This window comes from Prosthecobacter fluviatilis, from assembly GCF_042655725.1.
In the GTDB taxonomy this organism is placed as follows: domain Bacteria; phylum Verrucomicrobiota; class Verrucomicrobiia; order Verrucomicrobiales; family Verrucomicrobiaceae; genus Prosthecobacter; species Prosthecobacter fluviatilis.
This window is the reverse complement of the sequence record NZ_JBHSMQ010000014.1, coordinates 100,896-127,370: the sequence shown is the minus strand read 5'-3', so window position 1 is coordinate 127,370 and position 26,475 is coordinate 100,896. Positions and strand designations below refer to the sequence as shown.

Here is a 26,475-nt window from a genome sequence, read left to right as displayed (position 1 = left end):
CAGGGCCAAGAAACGACGCCCCAAAACCCATCAGCTGCTGACGCAGCCGCGCCGCGAGTTTCAGGAAATCCCCCACCGCGACAAGTATCGAAAGGCGGCTTAATCAAGTGCCATTCATGCCTGGCATTTTATACGGGGGCTGCTCGTCAACGCATTCCAACAACAAAACCATCCATGCGCTACATGCGAACTGTAAGTCGTTCGCCAAACTCCATGTCCCTAATGATGCAACAGAAGCCGCTCCTCGTTGGTCCATGGCGAGGCACCTACTTTTACGATGATGCTGAGATGCGCCTACATGCACCGGCGGGCGTGGACTTTGAGCTGAACCTGACCCAGACACGCTGGCAGCACTTTTGGGGCCGCTTCAGCGGGCATGTCAATGACATCTCGTATCCAGGTGTTCCGGGCGAGGGCAATATCCGAGGGCGGTGTGCCGGCCGCAAAGTGAGGTTCACGAAGCTGCTGCCTGAACTTCATCTGACCTGTGACGAGGGGATGATGTCCATCCAAGATTTTCGGGCCGCTCATGACCTCCCGTGGCAGCGCCCCGAGGCACACCCGCCCATTTACTATGACGGCACGGTGGCCGAAGATGGGAGCATCACAGGGACTTGGCTGCTCAAGGCTGCGACGCTTCGATTGGACTCCCATGGCTCCAAGATTTCATGTCCTCGAACCACCGGAACATTCCAGATGAGGAGAGCATGAAGTTTTACACTATATAGGCACGGTTAGCCCTCTAAAATATGGAATACACCGAATTCGAGTCCTTCATCGACCAAGCGACCAAATACCTCAAGTCAACCAACGAGAAGAACAAGCGCTTGTTTGGTATCGGTGATTACGCCAGCTATGAGTATGACCTGTTTCGAAACGAGATTTGGTGGAGCGACCGCAATGAACCGAAGGTTCGGGCGAAGGTCACGATTGTCGGATCGATTTCTACGAAGTCCGGCACTTGGTTATGGTCCTGGGCGAATCCACATTTCAAGGATGTGGAGATTGGACCCATTCATGCGGTCCGGGACTTCGGAGAGAAAGAAGGCATCACTAAGCTTATTGAACAGAGGTGGTCGGCAGAGGAAATCGATGGTTGGGAGATGACCTCGGTTTCAGCAAGGCTGCTTGAAGCACAAGGCGCGTATAGGTCGCCAAGTGCCAGTGGAGGTTTGTTCCTGCTCTACGATGGACTCGAGTTTATACCGGACGAAGAGAAGCAAGATTATCGCCCTCTCAAACGACCGGCAGAACAAGGTGCTGATAGCAGCTCCCACCCGCAATGAAGAAGCAGCGTCCCATCCATTCACCATCGCCAGCCTGTCCTCTTTACTTCGGGTCCGTCTTCCGTTCATTCCGTAGGCACTCAGTTCTGGAATCTCTACGTTCTCCGAGTCTCTGCGTGTCCTCTGTAGCTTTAGCAAAGAAGGAAGCTTTAGCGAAGGGGGCGGTGCAAATGAGCAAGAGGCCAAGCATTCAGCCCACTCCCGTCATATGGATAGCATGCCTCAGGGGCTCACACACACCGGAATCCCCGCTCAATACCCATGCGCAAACTGGATGTCGAGCGTCTGCATGTAGGTGTGCAGACCCGCATCCTGCACCGGCAGAACGATGGCGTCCTCGTCGCTTTCGTTGTGATGGGAGTGCCACCAGCCGGGCGGCGTCACGAAGGCGCCACCGGCCACCCAGTTGGCGCGGACGGGGTCAATGATGTTGCCATCGGCATCCAGATCGCGGCCGATCATGGTGTAAACACCCTCCGTGGCCTTCACGGCGAAATCGAGGGCGATGGAGTTGTGCCGGTGCGCCTTCTGTTTGCTCTTCGCAGGCAGCAGATTGTACAGCGACCACATGGAGTGCGTCAGCGTCTTCGTCTGCGGGCAGTCAGGATTCGCCAGCAGGATGCCGTTGCGGTTCTTGTCCTTCCCCTCGTTCTCCTTTCGCACCTTCTCCAGCTCGCTGGTCAGCAGCTCACGGGAGAAATACAGCGGCCGGAACCTCGGGCGGGTGGGCCTGGCACCCAGGAAATCCATCAGCGGCTGGTCGTTCACCCAGTAGAAAGCGCTGTCCTCACTCGCGCAGTGCCGGATCTCGCCGGTCACAGGCAGCGCAAACAAATCGCCCGTTTTCCAGCTCAGCTTCCTGCCATCGATCACGCTGAAACCCGCGCCGCGAATCACATAAAAGACCTGGCTGCTGGCATGGCAGGAGGTGGCCAGCTCCTCACCTGGGGCGATGTGCACGAAATGGGCCAGAAGATTCGGCCCGGTGGCAGGGTGGCTCGTCTGCAGCTTCTGGGACAGATCCAGCGGAATGATCTTGCTCTCGGCGAGGTGATGCATCGAGGGCGGAAACACCTCAATGCCGATCTTGGGCATGCGCGGATTCGCCGCGCTGCCATACTCGAAGAACAAGCCGTGCTTTTCCCATTCTTGGTTGCAGGTCGGGGCGGAGTCTGAGGGGGTGGCAGTCATGGCGTTGGGCTGGGTGTCAGGCGAAGTATAGGCAGCATGGAAGCGGCAAGGGAAGCCATTTTGTCGGTCGCGGCTCGTGCCTGGTGCCAGCCACTCACGTGCGAAAGCCGGTCCCGGCACGTTGGCCGCTGTCTTTGAGTGCCTGTGTCAGCCACTGCGCAGCCGATGCACCCGGCCCCTCAAGCTCAATCGCCTGCCGATCCCATGCTCTCCTCCGCCTCAGAGCAGGGTGATGCCATGGCGCTGGCAGAGTGCGCCGGCAGTCTCCGGATTGAAGCGGCCGCTGCGCGAGAGCTCGTCTGCCTCGCGGAAGAAATGCTCGTGGCCCCCTGGCGTGGCGGCGGAGATGAACTCTGTTTCGGCCGCAGAGCGGTTCGCAAACGCATGGGGCAGGCCCGAGGGGATGTGAATCGTGTCTCCCGGCAGGAGCTCCAGCTGCTCATCCGCGCGCTGCACGGTCAGGCGGCCGCGCAGCACGTGGAAGTGCTCGGTTTCCACATGCGTGTGAGGCGGGGCACCGGTGCCGGGAGGACAGACGATGCGCGCCAGGGAGAACACGCCGGCTGTCTGCGCCGCGCCGCCGAGCACGGTGACCTGGGTGCCGAAGACGTCGAGCGCCGGGGTGTCCTGGGCGCGGAGGAGCATGGATGAGGGAGGGGAGGTTTCGGTGCTCATGGTAGATGGTCAGAAAGACTGACTATATTGACAGTTTCTCTGACTAATGTCAAGCTGGCATTGCCTTCATGAGCCTTTCCCCCACTTCTTTTCCCGAGCAGGCGCGCACGCTGGGCGCCCTGCTGCGCCTGCCGTATCAGCGGCTTTCGAAACGTCTCTATGCAGAGATGGCGGCGGGCGGGTTTGGGGAGATCCGGCCCTCCCACAGCGTGGTGTTCCGCCACCTGGCCCCGGAAGGCTCGCGGCTGACCGATCTCGCCGAAGTCTCAGGCCTGACCAAGCAGAGCATGGCCTATCTGGTGGAGCATCTGGCGAAACATGACTATGTGACGGTGGGTGCAGATCCGGTGGACCGGCGTGCCAAACGGGTGCTGCTGACCCGGCGCGGAGAGGTCTTCATGAAGGCCCTGCTCGCAGCCAGCACGCGCCTGGAGGAGGAGCTGGGGAAAAAAATCGGCCGCAGCAAGCTCCAAACCCTGCGCAGCGCCCTGGCCGAGCTGGACGAAGCGATCCTGACGCTGCCCGAAGAGCCGGAATGATGACGGGCAGCATCTGCGATTGAAACTGTTCCAAAGAACAGCTATCCATGCGGCATGCCTGCTCCCTGCCGACGCTTTGCTTTCACCTCCACTGGGCTGTGCTGCCGACGGTGTGGCTGCGGGCGGAAAGGCGTGGAAAGAGCGGCGGCGCGGAGGGCGGAGACGTAGAGACCCACGGCACCCATGATGGACGTCACGCGCAAACTCGAAATCCTGGCCGATGCGGCGAAGTATGATGCTTCGTGCGCGAGCAGCGGCGCGGCGCGGAAGGATTCCCGGGGCAGCCAGGGCGTGGGCTCGACGGGAGGCATGGGCATCTGCCACTCCTACACCCCCGACGGGCGCTGCGTCTCGCTGATGAAGGTGCTCATGACGAACGCCTGCCTGTACGACTGCCACTACTGCATCAACCGGCGGTCCAGCAACGTGGCGCGGGCGCGCTTCACCCCGGACGAGGTGGTGCAGCTGACGCTGGACTTTTACAAGAGGAACTACATCGAGGGCCTCTTTCTCAGCAGCGGCATCATCCGCAGCGCGGACTACACCATGGAGCTCGTGATCGAGGTGGCACGGAAGCTCCGGGAGGAGCACCAGTTCCGCGGCTACATCCACCTCAAGACCATCCCGGAGGCCTCGCAGGCGCTCATCGCGCTGGCGGGGCGCTATGCGGACCGCATCAGCATCAATGTGGAGCTCCCGAGCCAGCAGAGCCTGAACACCCTGGCCCCGGAGAAAAACCTCGCGCGCACGGAGGAGGCGATGGGACATATCCGGGGAAAGATCGAGGAGCGCCATGCCGAAAAGCGCCGCCCCAACGCGCCCCGGCCTCCGCCTTTTGCGACCGGCCAGAGCACCCAGATGCTGGTGGGGGCCGATGCGTCCACCGATGCCACCATCCTGGGCTGTGCGGACAAGCTCTACACCGCGCACCGCCTGCGCCGCGTCTATTACTCGGCCTTCAGCCCCATCCCGGAGCCCTCCAGCATCCTGCCGCTGAAGGCCCCGCCGCTGATCCGCGAGCACCGCCTCTACCAGGCTGACTGGCTGCTGCGCTTTTACGAGTTCAAGGTGGAGGAGATCGCCTCCGCAGAGGCTCCGCAGCTGGATCTGGCGCTGGACCCCAAGCTCTCCTGGGCGCTGCGGAACCGGGCCAGCTTCCCTGTGGATGTGAACCGTGCCCCGCGCGAGATGCTGCTGCGCATCCCCGGCCTGGGCGTGCGGAATGTGGAGCGCATCCTGGCGGCACGGCGCTACACGCGGCTGCGGCTGGCCGACCTGGTACGCCTGCGGCTGCAGATGAAAAAGATCCTGCCCTTCATCGTCGCAGCGGACCACCACCCGGCCCGCCTCGGGCTGGACAGCGACTCCCTGCGCGCGCGCTTCCTGCCACCGCCCGAGCAGCTTGAGATCAACTTTGGCGCTCCGCCCGCACCGACCCCCGGCGACCTCCTTTCGGCGAGATCGGGGGAGCTCTGATGCCAGCCCATGCGCACCATCGTCATCGAGCCCGAGTATGAAGCCTGGCGCAGCACCGCCCGCCAGCTGCTGGCCCAGCGGGTGCCTCCCGAGGACGTGCTGTGGGTGGACGACGCGCAGGAGTCCCCGCTGTTTGCCCAGGAGGAGCCTGCCCTCATGCACCCACCGGGCGCACAGGCCATCAAAGTGCCGCCCGCCTTTCTCGACCTGGCCCGCAGCGCCGCTGCGCACACCGATGCAAGGCGCTGGGCCATGCTGTACCGCGTGCTCTGGCGGCTCACCGTCGGGGCGGAGCGCCACGTCCTCTCCATGCCCACCGACCCCGACATGCGCCAGCTCCAGGACTGGTGCAAAGCGGTGGGGCGGGACATCCACAAGATGCACGCCTTTGTGCGCTTCCGTCTTGTGGGCACCTCGGCGGCCACGGGACGCGAGCAGTTCGTGGCGTGGTTTGAGCCCGAGCACCGCATCGTGCGGCTGGCCACGCCGTTTTTTGAGAAGCGCTTTGCCGGCATGGACTGGTCCATTCTCACTCCCTATGAGTGCGCGCACTGGGATGGCACGCGGCTGCATTTCACCGCAGGAGTGCCGCGCAGCAGCGCTCCGGATGAAGACGCGCAGGACGAGCTGTGGCGCACCTACTACCGCAGCATCTTCAATCCCGCCCGCGTCAAGATCAGCGCGATGCAGTCGGAGATGCCCAAGAAATACTGGAAAAACCTGCCCGAGGCCTCGCTGATTGCCGATCTGATCGCAGGCAGCGCCCAGCGCGTGCAGGGCATGCTGGAAACTGAGGAGCGCGGTGTGAAGCCCGCCCCCAACAATGCCTACCTGAAGTCCCTGCACGCCATGAACCAGCAGCAGGAAGCCGCCGCCACCCCGGACTCCGACGTGCCATGAAAGGCGTGAAAAAGCAGCACCTGCCCAGCAAGCCCTGCCTCACCTGCGGCCGCCCCTTCACCTGGCGCAAGAAGTGGGAAAAGGTCTGGGACGAGGTGAAATACTGCAGCGACCGCTGCCGACGTGACAGGCCGGGCAGCAAGGGCTGATACCGTGCCGGAGCTGCGCCGCACGCAGGCCACCGAGGAGGCGGGATGGACGAGCGGGGCTCCCGCGTCAAAGCAGCTTGGGCATCATGGCGATGGCCATCAGCACCTTGGAGAGTTTCATGCCCAGGCGGATGGCGATGGCTTCGGGTGATTTGCCCCGGGCGAGGAGGCTCTGGATCTCCTTCTCTCTGGGGGTGAGGCTGGTTTTATGGCTCATGCAGGTGCTGACAATGCCGCCGCCGTCCGCGTTCATTGGCTGGCTTTTGGCCCCGACTTCCTTCGAGTAAAGAAAAAATGCGTTCACCACGAACTGCTGGCGTGGGTTCTGCGAGGGGGTATCGTGCTGCCCTGCCAGTTTGAGCAGGGCTCCTTTACCCTTTTTTCTTACCTACACATGTGCGGAATCGTTGGATACATCGGCAATCGTCAGGCCAGCTCCATCCTTTTGGACGGGCTGCGTCGTCTGGAATATCGCGGCTATGACTCGGCGGGCATGGCCCTGAACGGTGGCGGCGAAAATCTCCGGATCTTGAAACGCGCCGGCCGGATCGACAATCTGCGCCAGGCAGTCACGGAGGCCAACCCGCTGGGCACCATGGGCATCTCGCACACCCGCTGGGCCACCCACGGACCCGCTACGGATGTGAACGCCCACCCGCACCCGGACCAGAACGGCAAGCTGGTGCTGGTACACAACGGGGTGATCGAAAACTACCAGACGCTGCGCGACCAGCTGACGGCGAAAGGCCACACCTTCCTCTCGCAGACAGACACCGAGGTGCTCTCCCACCTGGTGGGCACCTACTTCGACGAGTCCAAGGAGCCGGACGGCACGCTGCGCCTGGTGAATGCCGTGAAGGCCGCCCTGGCCCGTGTGAAGGGCACCTACGGCATCGCCGTCATGCACGCAGACCTGCCCGGCGTGATCGTCGGCGCCCGCCTCGGCAGCCCGCTCATCGTCGGCCTGGGGGACCATGAGCACTTCCTGGCCAGTGATGTTTCGGCTGTGGTGGCCCACACGCGCGATGTCGTTTACCTCAACGACTACGACATCGTCACCATCACCAAGGACCGCTACGACGTGCAGTCCCACCAGGGTGTGCCGGCGGAGGTGAAGGTGAGCCGTGTGGAGTTCAGCGCGGATGACGCGGAGAAGGGTGAGTTCCCACACTTCATGCTCAAGGAGATCTACGAGCAGCCGAATTCCCTGCGCAATGCGATGCGCGGCCGCCTTTCGCGCGATGAGTGCACCGCCATCATGGGCGGGCTGAACATGAGCCCGAAGGAGCTGGTGCAGATCGACCGCATCATCCTCGCCGGGTGCGGCACCGCCTACCACGCCGCGATGGTGGGCGAGTACCTCATCGAGTCCCTGGCCCGCGTGCCCACGGAGGTGGAGATCGCTTCCGAATTCCGCTACCGCAACGTGCCCGCGAACAAGAACACGCTGCAGTTTGTGATGAGCCAGAGCGGCGAGACGATCGACACCCTGGCCGCCATGCGTGAGGGCCAGCGCAAGGGGATCCGCTGCCTCGGCATCGTGAACACCGTGGGCAGCACGATCGCCCGCGAGAGCGACGGCGGCGTGTACATCCACGCCGGGCCGGAGATCGGCGTGGCCGCGACGAAGACTTTCACCTCCCAGGTCACCATCCTCACGCTGCTGAGCCTGCTGCTGGGCCGCATCCACCACCTTTCCAGCGTGGACGGGCTGGAGATGATCGACGAGCTGGAGGCGCTGCCGGACAAGATCGTGCAGATCCTCAAGCAGGCGGACAAGATCAAGGCCATCGCTGAAAAGCACTGCCACGCCGAGGGCATGCTCTTCATGGGCCGCCAGATGAACTACCCCGTGGCGCTGGAAGGCGCGCTGAAGATGAAGGAGATCAGCTACATCTACGCGAGCGGCCACCCGAGCGCGGAGCTGAAGCACGGCGTCATCGCCCTGGTGAAGCCGGACATGCCCTCCGTCTTCATCGCCCCGGACGACGCCGTCTTCGACAAAAACGTGAGCAACATCGAGGAAGTGCGTGCCCGCAAAGGCCCGGTGATCGCCGTCACTACGGAAGGCCGCACCGAGCTGGAGCGCATCACCGATGACGTCATCTACGTGCCGGACTGCCCGTCCTACCTGACGCCGATCCTGAACGTCGTTCCGCTGCAGCTCCTGTCCTACTACACCGCCGTTGCGCGTGGTTGTGATGTGGATAAACCGAGAAATCTGGCCAAAAGTGTTACAGTGGAGTAAAATAATGGTGTTAGCTCCCACCTATGCCCGCTCTCCCACCCCGCTCCCGCCGTACGATTTGCCTCGTAGCGCTGGGGTTGTGCCTGGGTGGGGTGGCCTCAGGGGCGGATGAGCCAGCGCAGGAAGAAGCCGTAACGGCCATTATTCTGAGAAACCAGACACCGGCGGATTTTCTCGACGCGATCGGCCAGCGCACCAAGGCGCGCTGGCGGCTGCTGTTTCGCCCGCCGCCGCCTACCCCGCCGACAGACCGCGGGCGTGCGTCCCTGATTCTCGGCAGCCTGATGGCGGACAGCTTTCTCATCTGGCAGGCGGGGGACTCCCAGCAGTTCCGCAACAACAACCAGGAAGTGCTCAGCTACTGCCGCACGCTGGGTCTGGGGGAGAAACTGCTGCCCCGCCTGATGGCCCAGGGCAAAATGGCTGAAAGCGACGAGTGGAAAGAGCTGCGCAACGAGATCGTGGACAGCCACCAGGTGCTGATCCGCCTGCTGCACGAGCAGAAGGATGACGACCTGGCGGTGATGATCGATCTCGGCCTCTGGCTGCGGCTGCTGGAGATTGTCTCCACGGTGGTCGTGGAAAATGCCACCTCCGAGGTACGGCCGCTATGCATCGGCTCGCCCGTGATCCTCCAGGAGATCCGCGATGACTTCAACCGCCTCGGCATGCCCAAGCATGAAGAGCCGATGATCAAGCACATCGGAGTTGCGATTGAGGAAATCAGCAGCCTTTGGCGCAGCACCACCCCGGGCACGCCCACGGCGGAGCAGGTCACCAAAACCCATGAGAAGTTCAAGGAGATCATGCAGGTGATGGTGGAGAAGCAGCCGTAGAACGGCCTGGTGGTGCAAAGAACCGTCGTCTTCGTTCATCGTCACGCACTCGCTTCGAAGCGAGCCGCTCAGAAAATGACGAATGAGTAAATCCGAATGACGAACCCCGAAGGCTGACACAAGTTCATAGCCACCCGGGAGCAAGCAGCCTCACCACCGTGAGACCTGCATTCCACCTTAGTTATTCGGATTTACTGATTCGTCACTGTGCAAACCATCCTCATCATCGGTCAGGGGCTCGCAGGCACAGCGCTGGCCTGGCATCTATGGGAACGTGGTGTGCCTTTTCTTGTCGTGGATCGCGATGAGCCGGTCACATGCTCGAAGGTGGCGGCGGGGCTGATCACCCCCATCACCGGGATGCGCTTGACGGTGAGCTGGCGTTATACAATGTTTTACCGTGAAGCGCTGATTTTTTACCGCCGCTGTGGCCAGCGGTTGGGCCAGCGCTTTTTCTTCCCACGCGGCTACGTGCGGCTGCTGAAAAGCGAGGCTGAAATGGCCAAATGGCAGAAGCGCCGGTGCGACCCGGACATGCAGCCTTTTCTCCACCCGCAGCCACCGAAGCTGGATGCGGAGGTCATTCACAGCCCGGAAAACGGCTTCCAGCAGCGCCATGCCGCCTGGCTGGACACCCCCGCGTACCTGCGTGCCAGCCGTGATTTCTTCGCCTCGCTCGATGCCTGGGTGAAAGCCGACGTGCAGCCCGCCGATGTGCGGGATGACGGCACCGGCGTGGAGTGGCAGGGGCGGCGCTTTTCCCACGTCATCTGGGCACAGGGCTGGAGCGCGGAAAAGCACCCGCTTTTCAGCTGGGTGCCTTTTCAGTCTGCACGCGGCACCATCCTCACGGTGCAGGCTGAGATGCAGGGAGAGCGGCGTATCCTCAACCGCAGCTGCTGGCTCCTTCCCCGGCCAGATGGCAGCCTGCGCGCCGGATCGACCTACGAATGGAAGTTTGAGGATGCCAACATCCCCGACCCCGCCCAGGTGGCACAGCTCGAGGCGAATCTGCACAGTCTGCTCAAGGTGCCGGCTGCCATCACCGCCGCACAGACTGCCGTGCGGCCCATCATCAAGAACCAGCAGGCGCTCATGGGCACCCACCCCTCGCATCCACGCGTGGCCTTCCTCAACGGCTTAGGCTCCAAGGGCTCGCTGCGCAGCCCCTGGCTGGCGCGGCACCTCATCGAGCACCTGCTGGACGCAAAACCTCTGGACCCCGAGCTGGACCTGCAGCGCAACGGGGTGTGAGGGGAGGTCTTTGGCCCCCGCCTTCACGTCCCGCAAAAGGTCTGGTACTCGCCCGGTGCAAGCCCCGATGGCTGGCGGTACTCCGCCTGTCCCTCGCGGTCCTCATAAGGCCGTGCCAGCACCTCCAGCAGGCGCTGCATCACACTCAGGTCCGCGCGCTCAGCCGCAGCCGAGAGGGCCCCCTCCACCTGATGATTGCGTGGAATGACGGCCGGATTGTGCGTACGCATCTGCTCAGCCACTGCCTCCATGGACTGGGGCTGCTGTCTCAGCCGGGCCTGCCACCGTGCATGCCACTCCGCGAAAGCCGCATCGTTGTACAACATTGTATTACCCGACTGGCTCAGCTCGCGGAATGTGTTGGTGAAATCCGCTTTTTGATCGCGCATCCATGTCAGCAGGCTTTCGATCAGGGCGCGGTCCTCCGGCTCCTCGGTGAAGAGCCCCAGCTTGGCGCGCATGCCGGAGAGCCAGCGCTGCTCAAACATCGTTTTAAAGGCCGCGATCTCCGCATTGGCCACCTCCACGGCCTGCTTTTCATCCGCATGCAGCAGGGGTAGCAGAGCCTCCGCCAGGCGGGCCAGATTCCACTGCGCGATCTGCGGCTGGCTGCCGTAGGCGTAGCGCCCGTGGCGGTCGATGCTGCTGAACACAGTGGCGGGGTCAAAGGCATCCATGAAAGCGCAGGGGCCATAGTCGATGGTCTCGCCGCTGAGCGCCATGTTGTCCGTGTTCATCACCCCATGGATAAAGCCCACGCACTGCCATTGGGCGATGAGCGCAGCCTGACGCTGCATCGCCGCGCGGAGCAGGGCCAGGCCAGGTTCGTCCGTCTCGGCGCAGTCCGGGTAGTGCCGCCGGAGGGTGTACTCTGCCAGGGCGCGCAGCGCCTCCTTGTCCCTGTGAGCCGCCGCCCACTCAAAGGTACCCACGCGAATGTGGCTGGCGGCGATGCGGGTGAGCACCGCGCCCGGCTGCACCTCCTGGCGCCAGACTTTCTCCCCCGTGGCCGCCACCGCGAGACTGCGCGTGGTGGGGATGCCCAGCGCGTGCATGGCCTCGCTGATGATGTATTCACGCAGCATGGGCCCCAGTGCCGCACGACCGTCCCCACGCCGTGAGAAAGGCGTGGGCCCGGAGCCTTTGAGCTGAACGTCGAAGCGCCCGCCCGAGGGCGTCACCTGCTCTCCCAGCAGGATGGCACGGCCATCGCCGAGGCCGGTGAAGTTTCCGTACTGATGCCCGGCATAGGCCTGCGCCAGCGGCTTTGCGCCCTCCGGCAGTTCATTGCCAGCAAAGACCGCCGCCTGCTCTGCGAGCACGGCCCCGTTGAGCCCCAGCTCCTTTGCCAGCGCGTGATTGAACACCACCATGCGCGGCCCCTTCACCGGCGTGGGGCCGAGGTGCTCGTAAAACAGCGCGGGGAGCTTGGCATAGGTGTGCTCCAGGTGCCAGCCAGCCAGACCGGGCGCGGAGACGGAGGATGAAATCACAGACTCAGACATGCAGGGAATACGCCCCCCATGCGTCATGCGGGGCGGCAAGTCCAATGCTCATGGAGGGCTGGCAGGCCATGAGTGCCGGGGACGTCCCCACATCCCGCATGCAAAAGGCGGATTCCTGCTGCAAAGAAGCGCACCTGACCGCCCATGACACCCGCCCCCCACAAACCCCACCTCGCCAGCCCCAATGGCGGCCTGCCCTCCTCCGTGCTGTGGGCCCAGCTCATGCTGAAGGACCGCCTGCAGCCGGGAGATGTGGTGATCGACGCGACGATGGGCAACGGGCATGACACGCTTTTCCTCACGCAATGCGTAAGCCCCGGCGGCCATGTGTATGCCTTTGATGTGCAGGCGCCCGCACTGGTGGAAACGGCGAAGCGTGTGCCGGCGGAGATGACCACCCTCATTCACTCCGGCCATGAAACCATGCGCGAGCACGTGCCGGCGGAGCTGCATGGGAAAATCAGCGCCATCATGTTCAATCTGGGCTACCTGCCAGGCACGGATAAGACGCTGATCACGCGCACTGAGACGACGATGATAGCGGTACAGGCCGCGCTGGAGCTGCTGCGGCCGGGGGGGCTGCTGACCATCGCCGTGTACCCCGGGCATGAAGGCGGGGCCGAGGAGGGGCGCAGCATCGCCGCGTGGGCTGCGGGGCTGGAGTCGCGCCGCAACGAGGTGCAGCACCTGCGCCCGATCAACCGGTCCGCCTCGCCACCGGAGCTGTGGGTGGTGTGGAAGAGGGGATGAGGTACGATGGGCACTCGTCAGAGGCACAGCAAACACCCTGGTGCAGGCCCAATTCCAAACCGATAGACAAAAAACGTCAGGCTGCTGGGGCGGCATGGCGGGTTGACTCGCAAGCCGTGGGTGTTGGCGGAGCGCTGATCGACAGGCAGGAGTGCCTGTCGTACTTCCGAACTGCGACATCGCCGGCAGAGCATCAATGTCTGCCTATCTTCCTTTTCCTCTTCCTCCTCCCGGAAGGCTGCAAACCAAGGGAGGAGAAGGATTCTCCGCACCACAGACGCAGCCGAAGAAAAGTATAGATACGTTTGTGTGGCATGGGCACTCCCTGGCCCGAGGTACTTGCAGAAACGTACTTCACGGCCTAGCTGAACGCCACGCGCCATGGCCAACCTCGACTACCTCAGCATCCTCTCCGTGGCCGTGCCGGTGTATCTCACGATGGGGGCCGGGGCGCTGGCACGACGCACGGGGCTGCTGAAGCCGGAGGCGGACACCAGCCTCATGAAGCTCTCGGTGATGATGCTGACGCCCGCGCTCATCATCGAGCGCGTGGTGGGAAACCCGGCCGTGATGCGCCTGCCGCCGGTACTGGTGGCCGCAGGGCTGGGCTATGCGCTGGTGGCGCTAGGAATCGCCTTCACGTATTTCGTGGCGCCGCTGGTGGGGCTGAAAAAAGGCGAAGGCCGCCGCACCTTCAGCGTGGCCTGCGGGCTGCAGAATTACGGCTTTGTGGCCATCCCGATTGTGACGGCCCTGTTTCCAGACAAGGGAACGCTGGGAGTGCTCTTCACCTTCACGCTGGGGGTGGAGCTGGCCTGCTGGACGGCCGGGGTGGGCCTGCTGACGGGGCTGGACAAGGCACCCTGGCGGCTGGCGCTGAATGCGCCGGTGCTCACCATCCTGACCTCCCTCCTGCTGAACTTCACCGGTCTGCATGCGCATGTGCCGCAGGTGGCGCACAACACCTTCACCATGCTAGGTGCCTGCGCGGTGCCGCTGGCGGTGCTGCTGATCGGCGCGTCCATCGCCGATCTTTGGGGACAGGGGGCCATGCAGTGGAAGGTGGCCATCGTGAGCCCGATCCTGCGCCTGGGCATCATCCCCGTGGCCTTTCTGCTGGCGGCCTACCACCTGCCCATCAGCCTGGAGCTGAAACGAGTGATCGTGGTGCAGGCGGCCATGCCTTCGGCGGTGTTTAACATCATGATCGCACGCCTCTACGGCGGCCATGCCTCCACCGCCGTGCAGGTCGTCATAGCCACCACCGTCGTGAGCTGCATCTCCACGCCTCTCGTCATCGCCTGGGGTCTGAAACTCGTCGGCGCATGAATCTTCCCTGGTATCTGCTCTTCCCGCTCGGCTCCGCCATCGGCTACGCGATCGCTTCCTTGCTGCTGAAAAAGGCGCTGGTGGAGGGCGCGCACCCGATGGCGTGCTTTCACATCAACAACTGGACAAGCACGCTGGCGTTTTTTCCGCTCGTCTTCTTTGAGACGCAGCCTGTCTCCTGGGATCTCTGGTATGTGCCTGTCGGCCTGGGAGTGCTGTTTTTCACGGGCGGGTGGTTTACCTTCATCGCAATGCAGCGCGGGGATGTGTCGCTGGTGACGCCGGTGCTGGGGTCCAAGGTGGTGTTTGTGGCGCTGGGAGCCAGCCTCTTCATCGCGGGCAGCATGAAGCCGCTGATGTGGGTGGCGGCCATCATCACCACGGGCGGCATCTTTCTCATGAGCGCCACGGATTTCAAAACGCCGAAGGGCGCGCGCCTCGCGGGGCCGGTGGTGATGGCGCTGATCAGCGCGGCGCTCTACGCCTTTGCGGATGTGTTTCTGCAAAAATGGGCCCCCACTTTTGGTCCGAAGACTTTTCTTGCCCTCATGTCCGGCACGACCGGGGTGCTCTCGCTGCTGTCGATGACGCTGCTGCCCAAACGCCCGCCGATTCCCTGGAACCGCGCCACGCAGTGGTCGCTCGGCGGCAGCGCGCTGATCGCCGCGCAGTCGATGACGCTGGGTCTCTCGCTGGCGTATTTCAATGACGCCGTGGGTGTGAACGTGGTGTATGCCACGCGTGGCATGTGGAGCCTGGCGGTGGTGGCCGTGCTGGGGCCGCTGCTGGGAAATCGCGAGCGGCATGAGTCTGGCAAAGCCTACGGCATCCGTGTCGTGGCCGCGCTGCTGATGATGGCGGGGGTGATTTGTGCGGTGATCTCGCGGATGCAAAAGTAGCCCAGTTCCTGCGGAACGGGGAAGTTGTTGCAAACACCAACGCTTTGAAAATTTGCGCGATATGAATGCTGCGGAGCGCTCCCTTGTTGCAAGCAACAAGGCTACTTTCATTCCGCTCCAAGGCAGCCTTCGGAAATGATTTGATCACTTTTGCGCCGGGTTGTGTCTAAATTGCCGTTGTTCACCCTCAAACCCCCTGAATCTCATGCAAACGTCACTGCGCCTTCTGCTGGTCGTGTGGCTGGCAGTCTGGACAGGCACTCCGCTGATTGCGGCCACCACGTCCGGCACCAAGAAAAAGCAAGCCACTGCCGGGCAGAGCACTGCTGCAAAGAAGTCGGGGACGGAGAGCGATGCCACTCCCGCGAAGTCCACTGCGGCGAAAACCGACGCCAAGGACAAGGATGCCGCCAAAGCCAAGGCGGATGATGACGAAGCCGCCGCCACGCCGACGCATGCGCTGGTCTCCACGCTCAGCATCGAGGACATCCGCGGCTTTGAACAATATCCGAAACAGATCCAGAGCCTGGTGCAGAGCTGCCTCGCTCTCACGCATTTGGAGCTGGGCTACCTCTACGGCTCTCATGAGCCGAGCAAGGGCGGCATGGACTGCTCCGGCACCATTTATCATGTGCTGCACTTCCAGGGACTGAAGGACGTGCCGCGACAGTCTGATGAGATGTGCAACTGGGTGGACAAAAAATCGCAGCTCCACCTCACGCCCACGGCCACCAGTTTTGACAACGAGGAGTTCGCCGCGCTCAAGCCCGGCGACCTGCTTTTCTGGACCAGCCCCACCGAGACCACGCGCAAGCTGCCTGTGACCCACGTGATGGTGTATCTGGGCAAGCTCAAGAAGACCGGCAAGCGCATTGTCTTCGGCTCCAGCGACGGCCGCAGCTACATGGGCGAGCGCCGCAGCGGCGTGAGCGTCTTTGACTTCAGCCTGCCCCAACCCGGCAGCACCAAGCACTTCTACGCCTACGGGCCGTCTCCGGGACTGCTGCCGCCTGAGCCCAAGCCCATCGAGCCTGAGCGGCCGGTGATCGCGGCAGTGACACCAGCGGCTGTGACCAAGGAGATGCCGGTGGTGAAAGAGACTGCCGTGGTCAAAGAAGCATCGCCCCCAAAAGTGGTTGCATCTGTGACTCCGAAGACGTCTGCACCGAAGGACTCGCCAGTCGCTGCGACCAAAGAACCGGCTGAGCCCAAGGAAGAAGTGCGCAAGGCTGTGGCCGTCACCACCGACACACCGCTGGAATCTACGGCGAAGAAAACTGCCGTCGTAGAGAGCAAGGCCGACGCTCCCGCCAAGACCTCCACCACCTCCAAACCCAAAGCTGCGACGACCAAGAAACGCAGCACCACGGTGGCGACCTCAACCACCCGCCGTCGCACACCTGGGGCTCCGCCGAAGAGTGCCTTCGAGCAGAGAGTGGACCGCGCGGTGAGTTCGGTGAGAAGGTTTTTTCAGCAGTGAGAGTTACGAATAACCTGGATGCCATAAAAGTCCGAGTTAGAGCCGTCAGCAAACCAGCCAATAGGCTGCCGAGCGGAAACATCTGGACCAACCCATGAGGAATCATGACGAACTTCGTCCCTGCCAAGCCAGCGCTGCGTCGCGGCGTCGTACGTGCCCCGAGTCGCGTACCACAACTCCGCTTCAGCAGCCTGTGCATCAGTGAGGAGGTAAAGCCGATAATAGTAGTGACGACCAAGCTCATCCATGTCGTGGAATACGAACCATGCCTTTTGGCCATCATACTCTGCCAACCCATGCAATGGACCATCCCACCAGTCGAAATGCCAGAGGAAGTGCACCCGCGTCTCGTCTAATCGAGAGAGCATATCGAGTCCGTGCGGAATAGGTTGTTGGTTTTCGTTCACGAGATGGATGGTGATGCCTAAGCTTCAAACAGTGCTAAAGTCTGAGTCAGGGGAGACAGAAGCATCATGCACCACGCTGACCACACGGCCGCGAACAGCTTGTGCTTTGACCCAGCCGTTGATCTTTCCCAGGTTATTGCCGATCAGAAACTCGTCGCCGCGAATCTCCCGCACCAGATGCAGCAGGTAGCTGCGCTGCCACTGCACGAGCACCACGTCATCGACCTTCACCTCACGCGCATCCACCGGAGACAGCGTGACCAGATCTCCGCTCTCAATCCGGCCCCGCATGGAGCCGCCTTGAGGGCGAATGTGCGCGTCCTGTCCGGCGGACAGTTGTTCGAGTGCTTCATTGACCCAGCCCATAGGTGCTTTGATGTATGAGAGAGATGGTTATGGCACCTTATGAACTTTCACATGTTCAAATTCAGCCAATCGTCCGCCAGAGCATGAGACAGGTGGCCACAGAAGCCACAACAACGGCTTCGTTTACGATCACGTACCCAGCGGCGGGCTGTTTGAAAGCCGGGTAGTCGATGAAAGCCCGCGTGAGAATTAGCCCCTGCGGAATAATGGCCAGAATGAGCAAGGCCCATGTCCGATGCGGGAGAACAGCCACCCCAAGCAAAAGGAAGCATTGGATGTAAAGGATATGAATATCGATTTCTTGGAAAATGCGCTTCATGCCAAAGATCATTTGCTGCCTTCAACAAATCCAGAACCCACCGATGACAAACCAACCGGCGATTGCGGGTATATCGAGCAGAAATGACCAGATCATCCAAGTAGTGCTCACCGCCAAAGCACGCCGCTTGTTGGTCAGCCGCCGGTCGTAGAAAAGCATGATGAGCAAGAGCCATTCGATCATGCGCAGCGGTATCAGTCCAAGCAGGAAAAGAGGACTGCCCAGTGCAGGCGTGATCATGTGCACGTACGGATAGCCAAAGGCGATTCCAATAATCGTCCGCGTCAGCCCAATCACGAACCACTGGGATGGATTCTTCTTGTAGCACTTTGAGATCAGGTGGGCGGCAATGCAGTATCCCACCAGCTTGGTGACGCCGAAGGCTATTGCCCCGAGTTCTGGATGGTCCATTCCGGCTGGCATAATAGTGTAGTTGAACGGGTTTCGGTTAGACGGTGTGCCGCATTGTTCACTGATAGCTTCATGAAGAGAGGCACTTTCGTCCTGGGCTACTTGCTGATCGGCTTCTCATATGGGCCCAAAGGATCTGAACTTTCGCTGTCTTTGATGCGCTTCAAGAGAGCTGCGTCCGGTTCGTAAACACCTTTGTCGTGCTCGTAGGCCAGCCAACGTCCGGTCTTCTTGCTTTTGCCGACATGGATCTGTCGAGGGCTTTTGTCATCACCGGCTCCAAATGACATATTCCATTCCACTTTCGAACCGTCTTTCGGATCTTTGGCTGTTGCAGGAGGGTTTGCTGCAGCCTTCCAGTAGGCCTCATTAGAAGCAGCCCGCTCTTTCAGGCGGAAATCCTTGTTGTGCCGCTGGCACCAAAAGGTCTCCAAAATGACGCCGGACATGTCATCGGGATGATGAAACCCGAGCTTGTTCATGTACTGCGCCAACGGCCCACCTCCCCAAAGACCCCACTCGTTCCGCATCCACATGCCAAGTCCGAAATGGTACTCGATCATTTCATCTTCAGCCTTCATGGCGTCAATCTTCGCCAGCTCATCCTTTGGAAGCAATTTTTCCAACCGCTGATGTGCTTCTTCCAGAGTCTTTGGAGGTGGCATTTCCGCCTTCTTTGCCTGCACTTGAGCAGGCTGCTTTTCTGGTGCTGCCTTCTTCTCATCGGCAAACAACAGGCTGCCGGCAGCCAGTAGAAAAATGAGAGTGGTGATGCGCCTCATAAGCTAAGTCGCCTTTGCATTGTGCTCCACCAACCAAGCGTGACATCTTTCAAGAATGATCTGGTGTATATTGGATCGATCAGCACCATTCCAATACCACTGAACAGGCTCCTGCTGCAAGTCATCGTAGGCCCAGCGGAGGAGATAGAAGTCGTAAATGTCTTGCTGATAATCTTCAGCTATGCACAAATCACATAGCAGTCGAAGAGATCCCTGCATCAATGATGGTTGAACCACAATGTCCAAGACAAGGTCTTTGGCATAGGCGGAAATGGCAGCAGCCCCGACTGGAATGGATATATCCAACTCTCGAAGAGCCTTCGTGGCATAATCACGAACCTCAAAGGTAGTGAACGGTGGGATAAGACCCGCGAGAATCCGCAGTGACGGCGAATCGTAGCCCTGGCACAGAGCCTCCAACGCCCACTCGACACAATCTGATGCTTCACCTCGATGGGTGCCGCAGAACATGATGACCTTGCCGGGCAAAGAGTGCATGTACGATATTGAATTGGACTGTGCGAAAAAGTTTACAGAACGCGTGATTTGAATGCCCGTATATATCACGTTCTCACCTCAGCCACTCATCCCGATGCTCCGCCACGAAAGCATCGTCATTCAAATGCGGGTAGGCGACATAGACGCGGTCGATTTCTTCCATCTGGCCGGGGCTGAGGGATTCGTGTTCGTCGAGGCACCAGAGACCCTCCAGCAGGCCCTGGCGGCGGAGGACTTCGTGGAGGCCGGCGATGCAGCCGTGGAAGGCGTTGGCGGAGTCGAAGAAGGCGGCGTTGGCGTCGGTGACTTCGATGCCGAGGCGCAGCAGGGCGGAGGTGGCTTCGGCGTTGCGGCACTGTTCCAGAAGCTGCACGGCGCGCTGGGTCCACACGGACCAGTGGCCGAGGAGGCCGCCGACGATGCGGCGCTCTTTGCCGCCGACACGATAGGGCGTGAGGAAGTCGGCGACGATGTTGTCGTCGTTGCCGGTGTAGAGGGCGATGTCATCGCGTTCGGCTTCGATGACGGCGCGGACGACATCGAGGGTCTGGTAGCGATTGAAGGGAGCCATCTTGATGGCGACGATGTTTTCGATCTCGGCAAAGCGTCGCCAAAAAGAGTAGGGCAGCACGCACCCGCCGACGCTGGGCTGCAGGTAGAAGCCGACGACGGGCAGGACCTGCGTGACGGCGCGACAATGGGCGATCATTTCATCCTCGGTGGCGGTGCGCAGCGCGCCGAGGCTGAGGAGTCCGGCGTGGTAGCCGAGACCGCGCAGCAGCTCGGCCTCCGCCACGGCCTGCGGTGTGGCACCGCAGATGCCGCCGATGCGCACGAGGTAGCCGGGGGCGCGGTCCATCTCTTCCTTGGCCAGTTCGAGCACGGGTTTGAAGAGGCCGAACTTGGGATCGCGGATGGCGAACTGGGTGGTGTGCACGCCGACGGCGAGGCCGCCGACTCCGGCGGCGATGTAGTAGCGTGCGAGTGCGCGCTGGCGGCGCTCGTCGAGCTTTCTCTGCGCGGTGAGCGCGAGGGGATGCGCAGGGATGGCGATGCCGTGCTGGAGCGTGGGGCGAAAGTCGAAGTTGTTCATGCTGTTTTGCTTCGCATGCTGACGGCTCAACCTTTCATCTCTCCCCATGCTGCGCCATCTTCTGTTTTCGCTTTTTGCCGTCGCCACTGCTCTTCCAGCTGCGGACGAGTTTCCACTGGTCCCCGCGCAGGAATGCCACCCGCGCGCCGGCCTTTCAAATTTCCTGGCCAAGGCAAACACCCCGGGCGCTGAGGTGAAGATCGGCTACCTGGGCGGCTCCATCACGGCGCAGAACGGCTGGCGGCCGAAGACGCTGGCGCACTTCCAGAAGGCGTACCCGCAGGCGAAGTTCAGCGAGATCAATGCGGCGATCGGCGGCACGGGCTCAGACCTGGGGGTTTTCCGCCTGAAGCAGGATGTGCTGGATCAGAAGCCGGACCTGATGTTTGTGGAGTTCGCCGTGAATGACGGCGGTGCCGCGCCGGAGCAGATCTTCCGCTGCATGGAGGGCATCGTGCGCCAGACATGGAAGGCACTGCCTGACTGCGACATCTGCTTTGTCTACACGATCACGGAGGCGCTGGTGCCTGCGATGCTGGAGGGCAAATTCCAGCGCTCGGCGAGCGCGATGGAGAAGATCGCGGATCACTACGGCATCCCGACCATCCACATGGGCATGGAGGTGGCAAAGCTGGCCAAGGAGGGCAAGCTGGCGTGGAAGGCCAAGCTGCCGAAGACGGACGAGGAGAAGAAGGCGCTGGAGGGGAAATTTGTCTTTGCCCCGGACAGCGTACACCCGCACCCGGAGACGGGGCATGAGCTGTATCTGGCGGCCATCGTGCGCTCGCTGGAGCCCATCACTGCCGCCTCCAAGAAGACCGGCCCGCACACGCTGGGGGCACCCTTCATCGCCACGAACTATGAACAGGCCAAGCTGCTGCCGATCACGGCTGCCACGCTGTCCCCCGGTTTTAAGCTGCTCGATTCCAAGACAGATGACTTTGGCAAGCGCTGGGCCAACCGCATGACGGCACTGCACAAAGGCAGCCAGCCCGGAGACACGATCACCTTCAAGTTCAAAGGCACCCGCTGCGCCATCTATGACATCGTGGGCCCGGACTGCGGGCAGGTGAGCGTGACGCTGGATGACAAGCCGGCGAGCTTTGTGCCGCGTATCGACGCCTACTGCACCTACCACCGCCTGAGCACGCTCATGATCGGCACGGATCTGGAAGACAAGGAGCACACGGTGAAGATCGTGATCGACTCCAAGGAGCTGGACAAGGCCGCCATCCTGGCCAAGAACGGCAACAAGATCGACAAACCGGAGCGCTTCGCCGGAACCAGCTTCTACCCTGGGGCGATCCTGCTGGTAGGCGAACTCGTGCGATGAGCGGTCTCGCTCCTTGGTATATAGTGCTCAATAGACTAAGATAAGTTCGAGTTAGGTGAGTACTTATGCTTTACCAATGCTGCTCGTACCTTGCCATTTATCAGTTCCGAACATTGTTCTGCGCTGAGTATTCGGTGAACAGCTGTTAAGAGTCGTTTAAAGTCTGATTCAATGTCCTAGGTCAAGGGAAGGCGTACTGTTATGGAATTCATAGCCAGTCCGTTTTTCTATGAGCCACGACCCTGCCCGCGTCGAGCAGCTCTTCAATGAGGCGCTCGAACGTGCGAACCACATTGAACGCCATGTTTTCCTCACAGCAGCCTGTGGGAAAGACACGGCATTGTGGAATGAGGTCTGGGACCGGCTGCGAAACCACTCCGGCGATGGTGGCCGGCAGCGCCGGACGCGCGGGATCCGGGTGCCGAAAGCGCCCGCCAGCGGCCACCTGGGAGAAAAGCCGGGAGACATGATCGGCCCGTACCGGCTGCTGCAGGTCATTGATGACAGCACCAGCAGCACCTTGTGGATGGCAGAGCGGAATCAGCGCGTGGCGGAGTTTGTGGCCATCAAGATCGTGGCCGCAGCCGCCAATGATTTCCTGATCCGCTACGAGGCGCAGAAGCATGCGCTGGCGCTGCTGGACCACCCTGACATCGCCCGGCCTCACGCCTGCGGCATGACTCCGGCTGGCAGGCCCTATCTCGTGACCGAGCTGCTGCATGGAACGCCCATCACGAAGTTTTGCGATGACCAGAAGCTGTCGCTCCTCGCGCGTGTGCGGCTTTTCATCCAGGCCTGTGATGCCATCCATCACGCCCACCTCAAAGGTGTAGTGCATGCAGACCTGCAGCCGTCCAACATCCTGGTCAGATGGGGGGACCAAGGGCAGCCGGTGGTGAAAGTGACGGACTTTGGCATCGCCAGGGCGATGAACTATGCCCTCGTGGCCCCAACTGGCCAGCTGCGGGCGCCAGTGGCCTACTTCTCGCCGGAGTATGTTTCGGTAAAATCGATCGACGCCCGCACAGACATCTACGCGCTGGGCATGCTGCTGTACGAGCTGATCACCGGCCGACTGCCCATCCCCGCGCCCAAGGCCGCCGCAGAGCACCTGAATGAGGTGAAGAAGGTCGTGTGCGAGACACTCCCGGAAAAGCCATCCGCCCTGATGCGCTCGCTGCCAAAGGCCCAGCTCACCGGACTGGCCCTGAACCGCAAGGAGAGCACGGCCGCCTACCCTGAGCTGCTGGAGGAGCATTTCGACTGGATCGTCATGCGTGCCCTGGAGAAGCGCCCTGAAAGCCGCTACGTCACCGTGGATGCCATGGAGAATGACTTCCTGCCCTACCTCAAGGAAGCGGCAGCCAAGGAAGAGAAACAGGAGCTCCAGGGCACTGCCTTTGGCACTTTCATCAGCGAGCACCGGGCGTGGTTCGCACTCGCGGCCGTGATGGTGCTGCTGCTGACGTGTGCCATGGCAGTCATGGGCTGGCTGATGGTGAAGGAAAAGCAGGAGGAGCTGCGCGTGTCCACCAAGCGGAAGACCGAGTCCTACTCCATGACCGCGCGGTTTCTGCAGGAGATGTTTGCCCTCCTGACGCCGGAAGCGGTGAAGGGAAAGGACACCACGCTGGTGAAACGCATGCTGGACGCTGGTGTCGAGCACCTGGACTCTCTGGCCGCAAACCCTGAATCCGGGGCCCGCGTGCAGGAGACGATCGGGCTGACCTATCTGGCACTGTCACAGCCGCAGGACGCGCAGCGGCAGCTCCAGGGGGCGCTGGAGAAGCGCAAAATCGCACTCGGGGGCGCACATCGCGACACCCTGCGGTCCATGCGGCAGCTGGCCACAGCCATGAAAGCCGAAGGCCGGTTTGTAGATGCGGAAACACTGCTGCGCAAAACCCTGACCGCCCAGCAGAAGACCCTGGGCCCGGACCACCCTGACACCTTTGTGACGATCTCCGTGCTGGCCGCAGTCTGCGACGAACAGGAGAAGCATGTGGAGGCTGAGACTTTGTTTCTCAATCTCTACCAGGCCCAGAAACGTGTGCTCGGTGCGGATCACCTGGACACTCTCGCGACACTGGGTGAGCTGGCGAACTCCTACACCCAGCAGAACCGGCATGCCGACGCCGTGAAGAGGCGTGGCGAACAGCTGGAAGGAATGCGCCGGGCGCTGGGTGCCAGCGACCCGCGCACCCTCGTGACGATGAACATCGCCGCGCAGGCCAGTGAAAAGGCGGGCCTGCCCTCGGAGGCGGAGAAGCTTTATTTCGGGGCGCTTGAGATCATGAACAAGTCCCTGGGAGTGGAACACCCCGACACCCTGGTGCAGGCAGATCAGGTGGCCCAGATGCTGGGAAGACGTGGGCGGCATGCCGAAGCGCTGCGGCTCCACCACGAATGTCTGGACGCGAGACGCCGTGTGCTAGGCCCGAAGGACCCGCAGACCCTGCTCTCAATGAGACATCTGGCGAACGAGTATGAGACACAGGGCAGGCATGCTGAAGCCGAGGCCTCCCAGCAGCAGGTGCTGGAGATATTGAAAACGGCTTTCCCTCCTGAGCACCCTGAAATCCTCATGCAGATGGACACTGTCGCACAGGCCTATGATGCGCACGGACGCTACGCCGAGGCTGCAAGCCTCCGGCAGCAGTCGCTGGCGGTGAGACAGCGCGTGCTGGGCTTCAGCCATGTGCAAACGCTGCGCTCCATGCAGAGGCTGGCCACCTCTCTCGATGCCGCAGGGGAGCACGCACAGGCCACCGCGCTGCAGCTCGAAACGCTCGAAACCATGAAAACGGCCTATGGCCCGGGAGACCCCGATGTGCTGGCGCAGATGCATGCCATGGCTGCAATGCACGAACGCCGCAGCGAGCATGACCAGGCTGAAAAGATCTACCTCGATCTGCTGCAGATCCAGCAGCGTGTCCTTGGTGCCGGGCATGCAGAAACACTCGCCACCTTGTCCGGCCTGGCCGAAACGTACCGCCACGCCGGCAGAACGGAAGAGGCCGAGGCGCTGTATCAGCAGGTGCTGGACCTCCAGCGCAAGCGCACCCCTGCAGACGCCGCCGGCCTGGCCGCAGCTGCGGCTGATCTGGGGAGCCTGTGGCTGCAAAAGGGACTGTCTGCCAAGGCGGAACCGCTTCTCAGGGACTGCCTGGAACAGTGCGTCCAGCAGCAGCCTGAACATTGGCTGCGCTTCAACGCCGAGAGCCTGCTGGGCGGGGCTCTGCTGCAGCAGAAAAAATTCGCCGAAGCCGGCCCGCTGCTGCAGTCCGGCTACGAAGGGCTGAATGCACGTGCAGACATGCTCGCGCCGCAAAACCGCTTTCGCCTGCGCAGCGCGATCGAGCGGCTGGCCCAGTTCAGCGATGCCACCGGCAACGCCGTCCAGGCAGCTCAATGGCGGCAGAAGCTTGCCGAGTTTGATCAGCCCCGTGGCGGCTCCGGCGCTCCCAAACTCAGCCTGAGCTTACGCTGAAAGTGACCGGCACTGTCTGCATGGACAGCCGAAAGCAAGGGACCGCCCTGATACCGCCCAAGCCAGGCGACGGAATTTTTTGAGCTGCCTGCGTTTACGCCTCTGCCTCATCACGACGACACAGCCGGTCGCCCCAGAAGGTGGCGACGAGCAGGCTGCTGAGCGCGAGGAGCGCCAGACCATTGAGCACATGGAAGTTGGTGACCCAGAAGCTTTTGCCGGTGAGGATCACAAAAATGCCCAGCGCCACCTGCACCGTGGGCATGAAGAGCAGCAGGGTGGCGACGGGGCGCATCTGCGGCAGGGTGACGAGCCAGCGCCGCGCACGCGCAGCGACGAAGATGATCAGCACCGCAACGGTGAAGCCCCAGTACTTGTGGGCAAACAGCAGAAACACATCCTGCGGCTGGAACGACGGCAGCCACTGGCCCTTGGTGGTGAGAATATCGCTCGCAGCCAGATGTGTGCGCTGCGTGTGGCGCAGACTGGCCCCCAGGACCAGCTGCGCGAAGACGCAGAGGAACAAGGCCAGCGACCAGAAGCGCGCGCGTGCGGCTTCTGTGAGGCTGAGCAACAGCCGGCCCTCAGTCCAAGTGCGCGACGAGGCAAAAGCAATGAACACGAGGACACAGTAAAAGATCTGCCCCAGCATCCCATGGACAATGCCGAATTTGTCCGACATTTCCTGGACGCGAGCCCCCCCGAGAGCGGCCTGAATCATCACGAGCATGAGGCTCAGAGTGGCGAGTCCGCGGAGCAGCACCCATTTTCTCCCGATCCATGTCATCGTCAGCCAGGTGAATCCCAGAAAAGCGATCAGGACGGCGACCGAATAGACCCGCAATTTGATCAGGATGAAAAAGCCGATGCCGCAGAGGATGATGCTCACAGCCTCGACCAATGCCGGTTTGTTTTTGAAGAACTGCCAGAAGTACATGCCCAGAGCGAGCCAGCCAATCGTCATCCCGATCCAGCGGTGCCCATGCTCCAGCAGCAATGCGGGTACCTTGTACCAGCCTTCAGGGTTGATCTTGCCGTAGCACAACGGCCAGTCAGGCACCGCAAGGCCGACGTCTTCCGTGGTCACCGCAGCCCCCCACCATATCAGAACGATGCCGACGGCGAGTGTGAACAGGGCATAACGATGAAAGGCGCGGGAGGGCATGACAGTCAGATCAGGAACGCGCGGCGAAAGCAAAAGGGCAAAATAATGAGGTCATTATTTTGCCCTTGGGTTCTGCCATCCGGAGGGATGGAAA

Annotated in this window: 26 protein-coding genes; 14 read left to right on the top strand and 12 right to left on the bottom strand. The window is 61.7% G+C overall.

The annotated features are described in order from the left end of the window. The first annotated feature begins 749 nt into the window (after positions 1 to 749). Positions 750 to 1,286, top strand: coding sequence for a DUF6882 domain-containing protein (locus tag ACFQDI_RS24205; protein ID WP_377171894.1), 537 nt, complete (start codon positions 750 to 752; stop codon positions 1,284 to 1,286). A gap of 252 nt (positions 1,287 to 1,538) precedes the next feature. Here ACFQDI_RS24205 and ACFQDI_RS24200 read toward each other — a convergent pair whose 3' ends face one another. Together ACFQDI_RS24200 and ACFQDI_RS24195 are read right to left on the bottom strand one after the other, a co-directional pair. Next, positions 1,539 to 2,477, bottom strand: coding sequence for a cupin domain-containing protein (locus ACFQDI_RS24200; RefSeq protein WP_377171892.1), 939 nt, complete (start codon positions 2,475 to 2,477; stop codon positions 1,539 to 1,541). 219 nt (positions 2,478 to 2,696) lie between these two features. Beyond that, positions 2,697 to 3,152: a cupin domain-containing protein gene (locus tag ACFQDI_RS24195; RefSeq protein WP_377171890.1), complete on the bottom strand. Its 456-nt coding sequence runs from the start codon at positions 3,150 to 3,152 to the stop codon at positions 2,697 to 2,699. A gap of 68 nt (positions 3,153 to 3,220) precedes the next feature. Between ACFQDI_RS24195 and ACFQDI_RS24190 the strand changes: the two genes are divergently transcribed. The 4 genes from ACFQDI_RS24190 (at position 3,221) to ACFQDI_RS24175 (ending at position 6,216) form a co-directional block, all read left to right on the top strand. Beyond that, the gene (locus tag ACFQDI_RS24190) at positions 3,221 to 3,691 is read left to right on the top strand and encodes a MarR family winged helix-turn-helix transcriptional regulator (protein WP_377171888.1); all 471 of its coding nucleotides are present in this window, start codon (positions 3,221 to 3,223) and stop codon (positions 3,689 to 3,691) included. Positions 3,692 to 3,877: 186 nt separating this feature from the next. Further along, a complete protein-coding gene (locus ACFQDI_RS24185; RefSeq protein WP_377171896.1) occupies positions 3,878 to 5,167 on the top strand; it encodes a putative DNA modification/repair radical SAM protein in 1,290 nt (429 codons plus the stop codon). Positions 5,168 to 5,176: 9 nt separating this feature from the next. After that, complete coding sequence (locus tag ACFQDI_RS24180) at positions 5,177 to 6,067, top strand: TIGR03915 family putative DNA repair protein (RefSeq protein WP_377171886.1); 891 nt, start codon at positions 5,177 to 5,179, stop codon at positions 6,065 to 6,067. Beyond that, positions 6,064 to 6,216, top strand: coding sequence for a DUF2256 domain-containing protein (locus tag ACFQDI_RS24175; protein ID WP_377171882.1), 153 nt, complete (start codon positions 6,064 to 6,066; stop codon positions 6,214 to 6,216). Before ACFQDI_RS24180 ends, ACFQDI_RS24175 begins: the two co-directional genes overlap by 4 nt. Before the next feature lie 67 nt (positions 6,217 to 6,283). On the opposite strand, the gene ACFQDI_RS24170 is transcribed toward ACFQDI_RS24175, so the two are convergent. Then, entirely contained in the window at positions 6,284 to 6,520 is a 237-nt protein-coding gene (locus ACFQDI_RS24170; protein WP_377171880.1) for a helix-turn-helix transcriptional regulator, read from the bottom strand. Between the two features lie 90 nt (positions 6,521 to 6,610). Between ACFQDI_RS24170 and glmS the strand changes: the two genes are divergently transcribed. The 3 genes from glmS to ACFQDI_RS24155 all read left to right on the top strand — a co-directional run bounded on the left by glmS (position 6,611) and on the right by ACFQDI_RS24155 (position 10,554). Next, complete coding sequence (glmS, locus tag ACFQDI_RS24165) at positions 6,611 to 8,464, top strand: glutamine--fructose-6-phosphate transaminase (isomerizing) (protein ID WP_377171878.1); 1,854 nt, start codon at positions 6,611 to 6,613, stop codon at positions 8,462 to 8,464. Between the two features lie 23 nt (positions 8,465 to 8,487). Next, on the top strand, positions 8,488 to 9,300 hold the full coding sequence (locus ACFQDI_RS24160) for a hypothetical protein (protein ID WP_377171876.1): 813 nt from the start codon (positions 8,488 to 8,490) through the stop codon (positions 9,298 to 9,300). 207 nt (positions 9,301 to 9,507) lie between these two features. After that, a complete protein-coding gene (locus tag ACFQDI_RS24155; RefSeq protein WP_377171874.1) occupies positions 9,508 to 10,554 on the top strand; it encodes an NAD(P)/FAD-dependent oxidoreductase in 1,047 nt (348 codons plus the stop codon). A 23-nt stretch (positions 10,555 to 10,577) separates the two neighbouring features. Here the strand turns inward: ACFQDI_RS24155 and ACFQDI_RS24150 are convergent, their stop codons facing one another. Next, positions 10,578 to 12,059, bottom strand: a complete 1,482-nt coding sequence (locus ACFQDI_RS24150; RefSeq protein WP_377171872.1) for a protein adenylyltransferase SelO — start codon at positions 12,057 to 12,059, stop codon at positions 10,578 to 10,580. A 144-nt stretch (positions 12,060 to 12,203) separates the two neighbouring features. On the opposite strand from ACFQDI_RS24150, the gene mnmM reads away from it, so the two are divergent. From mnmM to ACFQDI_RS24130, 4 genes are all read left to right on the top strand, one after another. Further along, positions 12,204 to 12,809: a tRNA 5-(aminomethyl)-2-thiouridylate-methyltransferase MnmM gene (gene mnmM, locus ACFQDI_RS24145; protein ID WP_377171870.1), complete on the top strand. Its 606-nt coding sequence runs from the start codon at positions 12,204 to 12,206 to the stop codon at positions 12,807 to 12,809. A 381-nt stretch (positions 12,810 to 13,190) separates the two neighbouring features. After that, the gene (locus tag ACFQDI_RS24140) at positions 13,191 to 14,138 is read left to right on the top strand and encodes an AEC family transporter (RefSeq protein ID WP_377171868.1); all 948 of its coding nucleotides are present in this window, start codon (positions 13,191 to 13,193) and stop codon (positions 14,136 to 14,138) included. Further along, a complete protein-coding gene (locus ACFQDI_RS24135) occupies positions 14,135 to 15,037 on the top strand; it encodes an EamA family transporter (RefSeq protein ID WP_377171867.1) in 903 nt (300 codons plus the stop codon). The genes ACFQDI_RS24140 and ACFQDI_RS24135 overlap by 4 nt, the downstream gene beginning before the upstream one ends. A gap of 205 nt (positions 15,038 to 15,242) precedes the next feature. Continuing rightward, positions 15,243 to 16,517 carry an NlpC/P60 family protein gene (locus tag ACFQDI_RS24130; RefSeq protein ID WP_377171866.1) on the top strand — a complete coding sequence of 425 codons (1,275 nt, stop codon included), beginning with the start codon at positions 15,243 to 15,245 and terminating at the stop codon, positions 16,515 to 16,517. Here the strand turns inward: ACFQDI_RS24130 and ACFQDI_RS24125 are convergent. The 7 genes from ACFQDI_RS24125 to ACFQDI_RS24095 all read right to left on the bottom strand — a co-directional run bounded on the left by ACFQDI_RS24125 (position 16,508) and on the right by ACFQDI_RS24095 (position 20,393). Next, positions 16,508 to 16,924 (bottom strand): hypothetical protein, encoded by a 417-nt coding sequence (locus ACFQDI_RS24125; RefSeq protein ID WP_184342432.1) that lies wholly within the window; start codon positions 16,922 to 16,924, stop codon positions 16,508 to 16,510. The two genes, ACFQDI_RS24130 and ACFQDI_RS24125, sit on opposite strands and share 10 nt — an antisense overlap. 24 nt (positions 16,925 to 16,948) lie before the next feature. After that, a complete protein-coding gene (locus ACFQDI_RS24120; protein WP_184342434.1) occupies positions 16,949 to 17,290 on the bottom strand; it encodes a S24/S26 family peptidase in 342 nt (113 codons plus the stop codon). A 61-nt stretch (positions 17,291 to 17,351) separates the two neighbouring features. Continuing rightward, a complete protein-coding gene (locus tag ACFQDI_RS24115; protein WP_377171864.1) occupies positions 17,352 to 17,609 on the bottom strand; it encodes a hypothetical protein in 258 nt (85 codons plus the stop codon). Positions 17,610 to 17,630: 21 nt separating this feature from the next. Beyond that, a complete protein-coding gene (locus ACFQDI_RS24110; RefSeq protein WP_377171862.1) occupies positions 17,631 to 18,032 on the bottom strand; it encodes a zinc ribbon domain-containing protein in 402 nt (133 codons plus the stop codon). An 86-nt stretch (positions 18,033 to 18,118) separates the two neighbouring features. Beyond that, complete coding sequence (locus tag ACFQDI_RS24105; protein WP_377171860.1) at positions 18,119 to 18,802, bottom strand: DUF6794 domain-containing protein; 684 nt, start codon at positions 18,800 to 18,802, stop codon at positions 18,119 to 18,121. A 3-nt stretch (positions 18,803 to 18,805) separates the two neighbouring features. After that, complete coding sequence (locus tag ACFQDI_RS24100) at positions 18,806 to 19,300, bottom strand: hypothetical protein (protein WP_377171858.1); 495 nt, start codon at positions 19,298 to 19,300, stop codon at positions 18,806 to 18,808. Between the two features lie 73 nt (positions 19,301 to 19,373). Continuing rightward, positions 19,374 to 20,393: a dihydrodipicolinate synthase family protein gene (locus tag ACFQDI_RS24095; protein WP_377171856.1), complete on the bottom strand. Its 1,020-nt coding sequence runs from the start codon at positions 20,391 to 20,393 to the stop codon at positions 19,374 to 19,376. Positions 20,394 to 20,439: 46 nt separating this feature from the next. On the opposite strand from ACFQDI_RS24095, the gene ACFQDI_RS24090 reads away from it, so the two are divergent. Together ACFQDI_RS24090 and ACFQDI_RS24085 are read left to right on the top strand one after the other, a co-directional pair. After that, positions 20,440 to 21,726 (top strand): GDSL-type esterase/lipase family protein, encoded by a 1,287-nt coding sequence (locus ACFQDI_RS24090; protein WP_377171854.1) that lies wholly within the window; start codon positions 20,440 to 20,442, stop codon positions 21,724 to 21,726. Between the two features lie 229 nt (positions 21,727 to 21,955). Further along, a complete protein-coding gene (locus ACFQDI_RS24085) occupies positions 21,956 to 25,216 on the top strand; it encodes a tetratricopeptide repeat protein (protein ID WP_377171852.1) in 3,261 nt (1,086 codons plus the stop codon). A 94-nt stretch (positions 25,217 to 25,310) separates the two neighbouring features. Here ACFQDI_RS24085 and ACFQDI_RS24080 read toward each other — a convergent pair whose 3' ends face one another. Then, positions 25,311 to 26,381, bottom strand: coding sequence for a COX15/CtaA family protein (locus ACFQDI_RS24080; RefSeq protein ID WP_377171850.1), 1,071 nt, complete (start codon positions 26,379 to 26,381; stop codon positions 25,311 to 25,313). Positions 26,382 to 26,475: the final 94 nt, after the last annotated feature.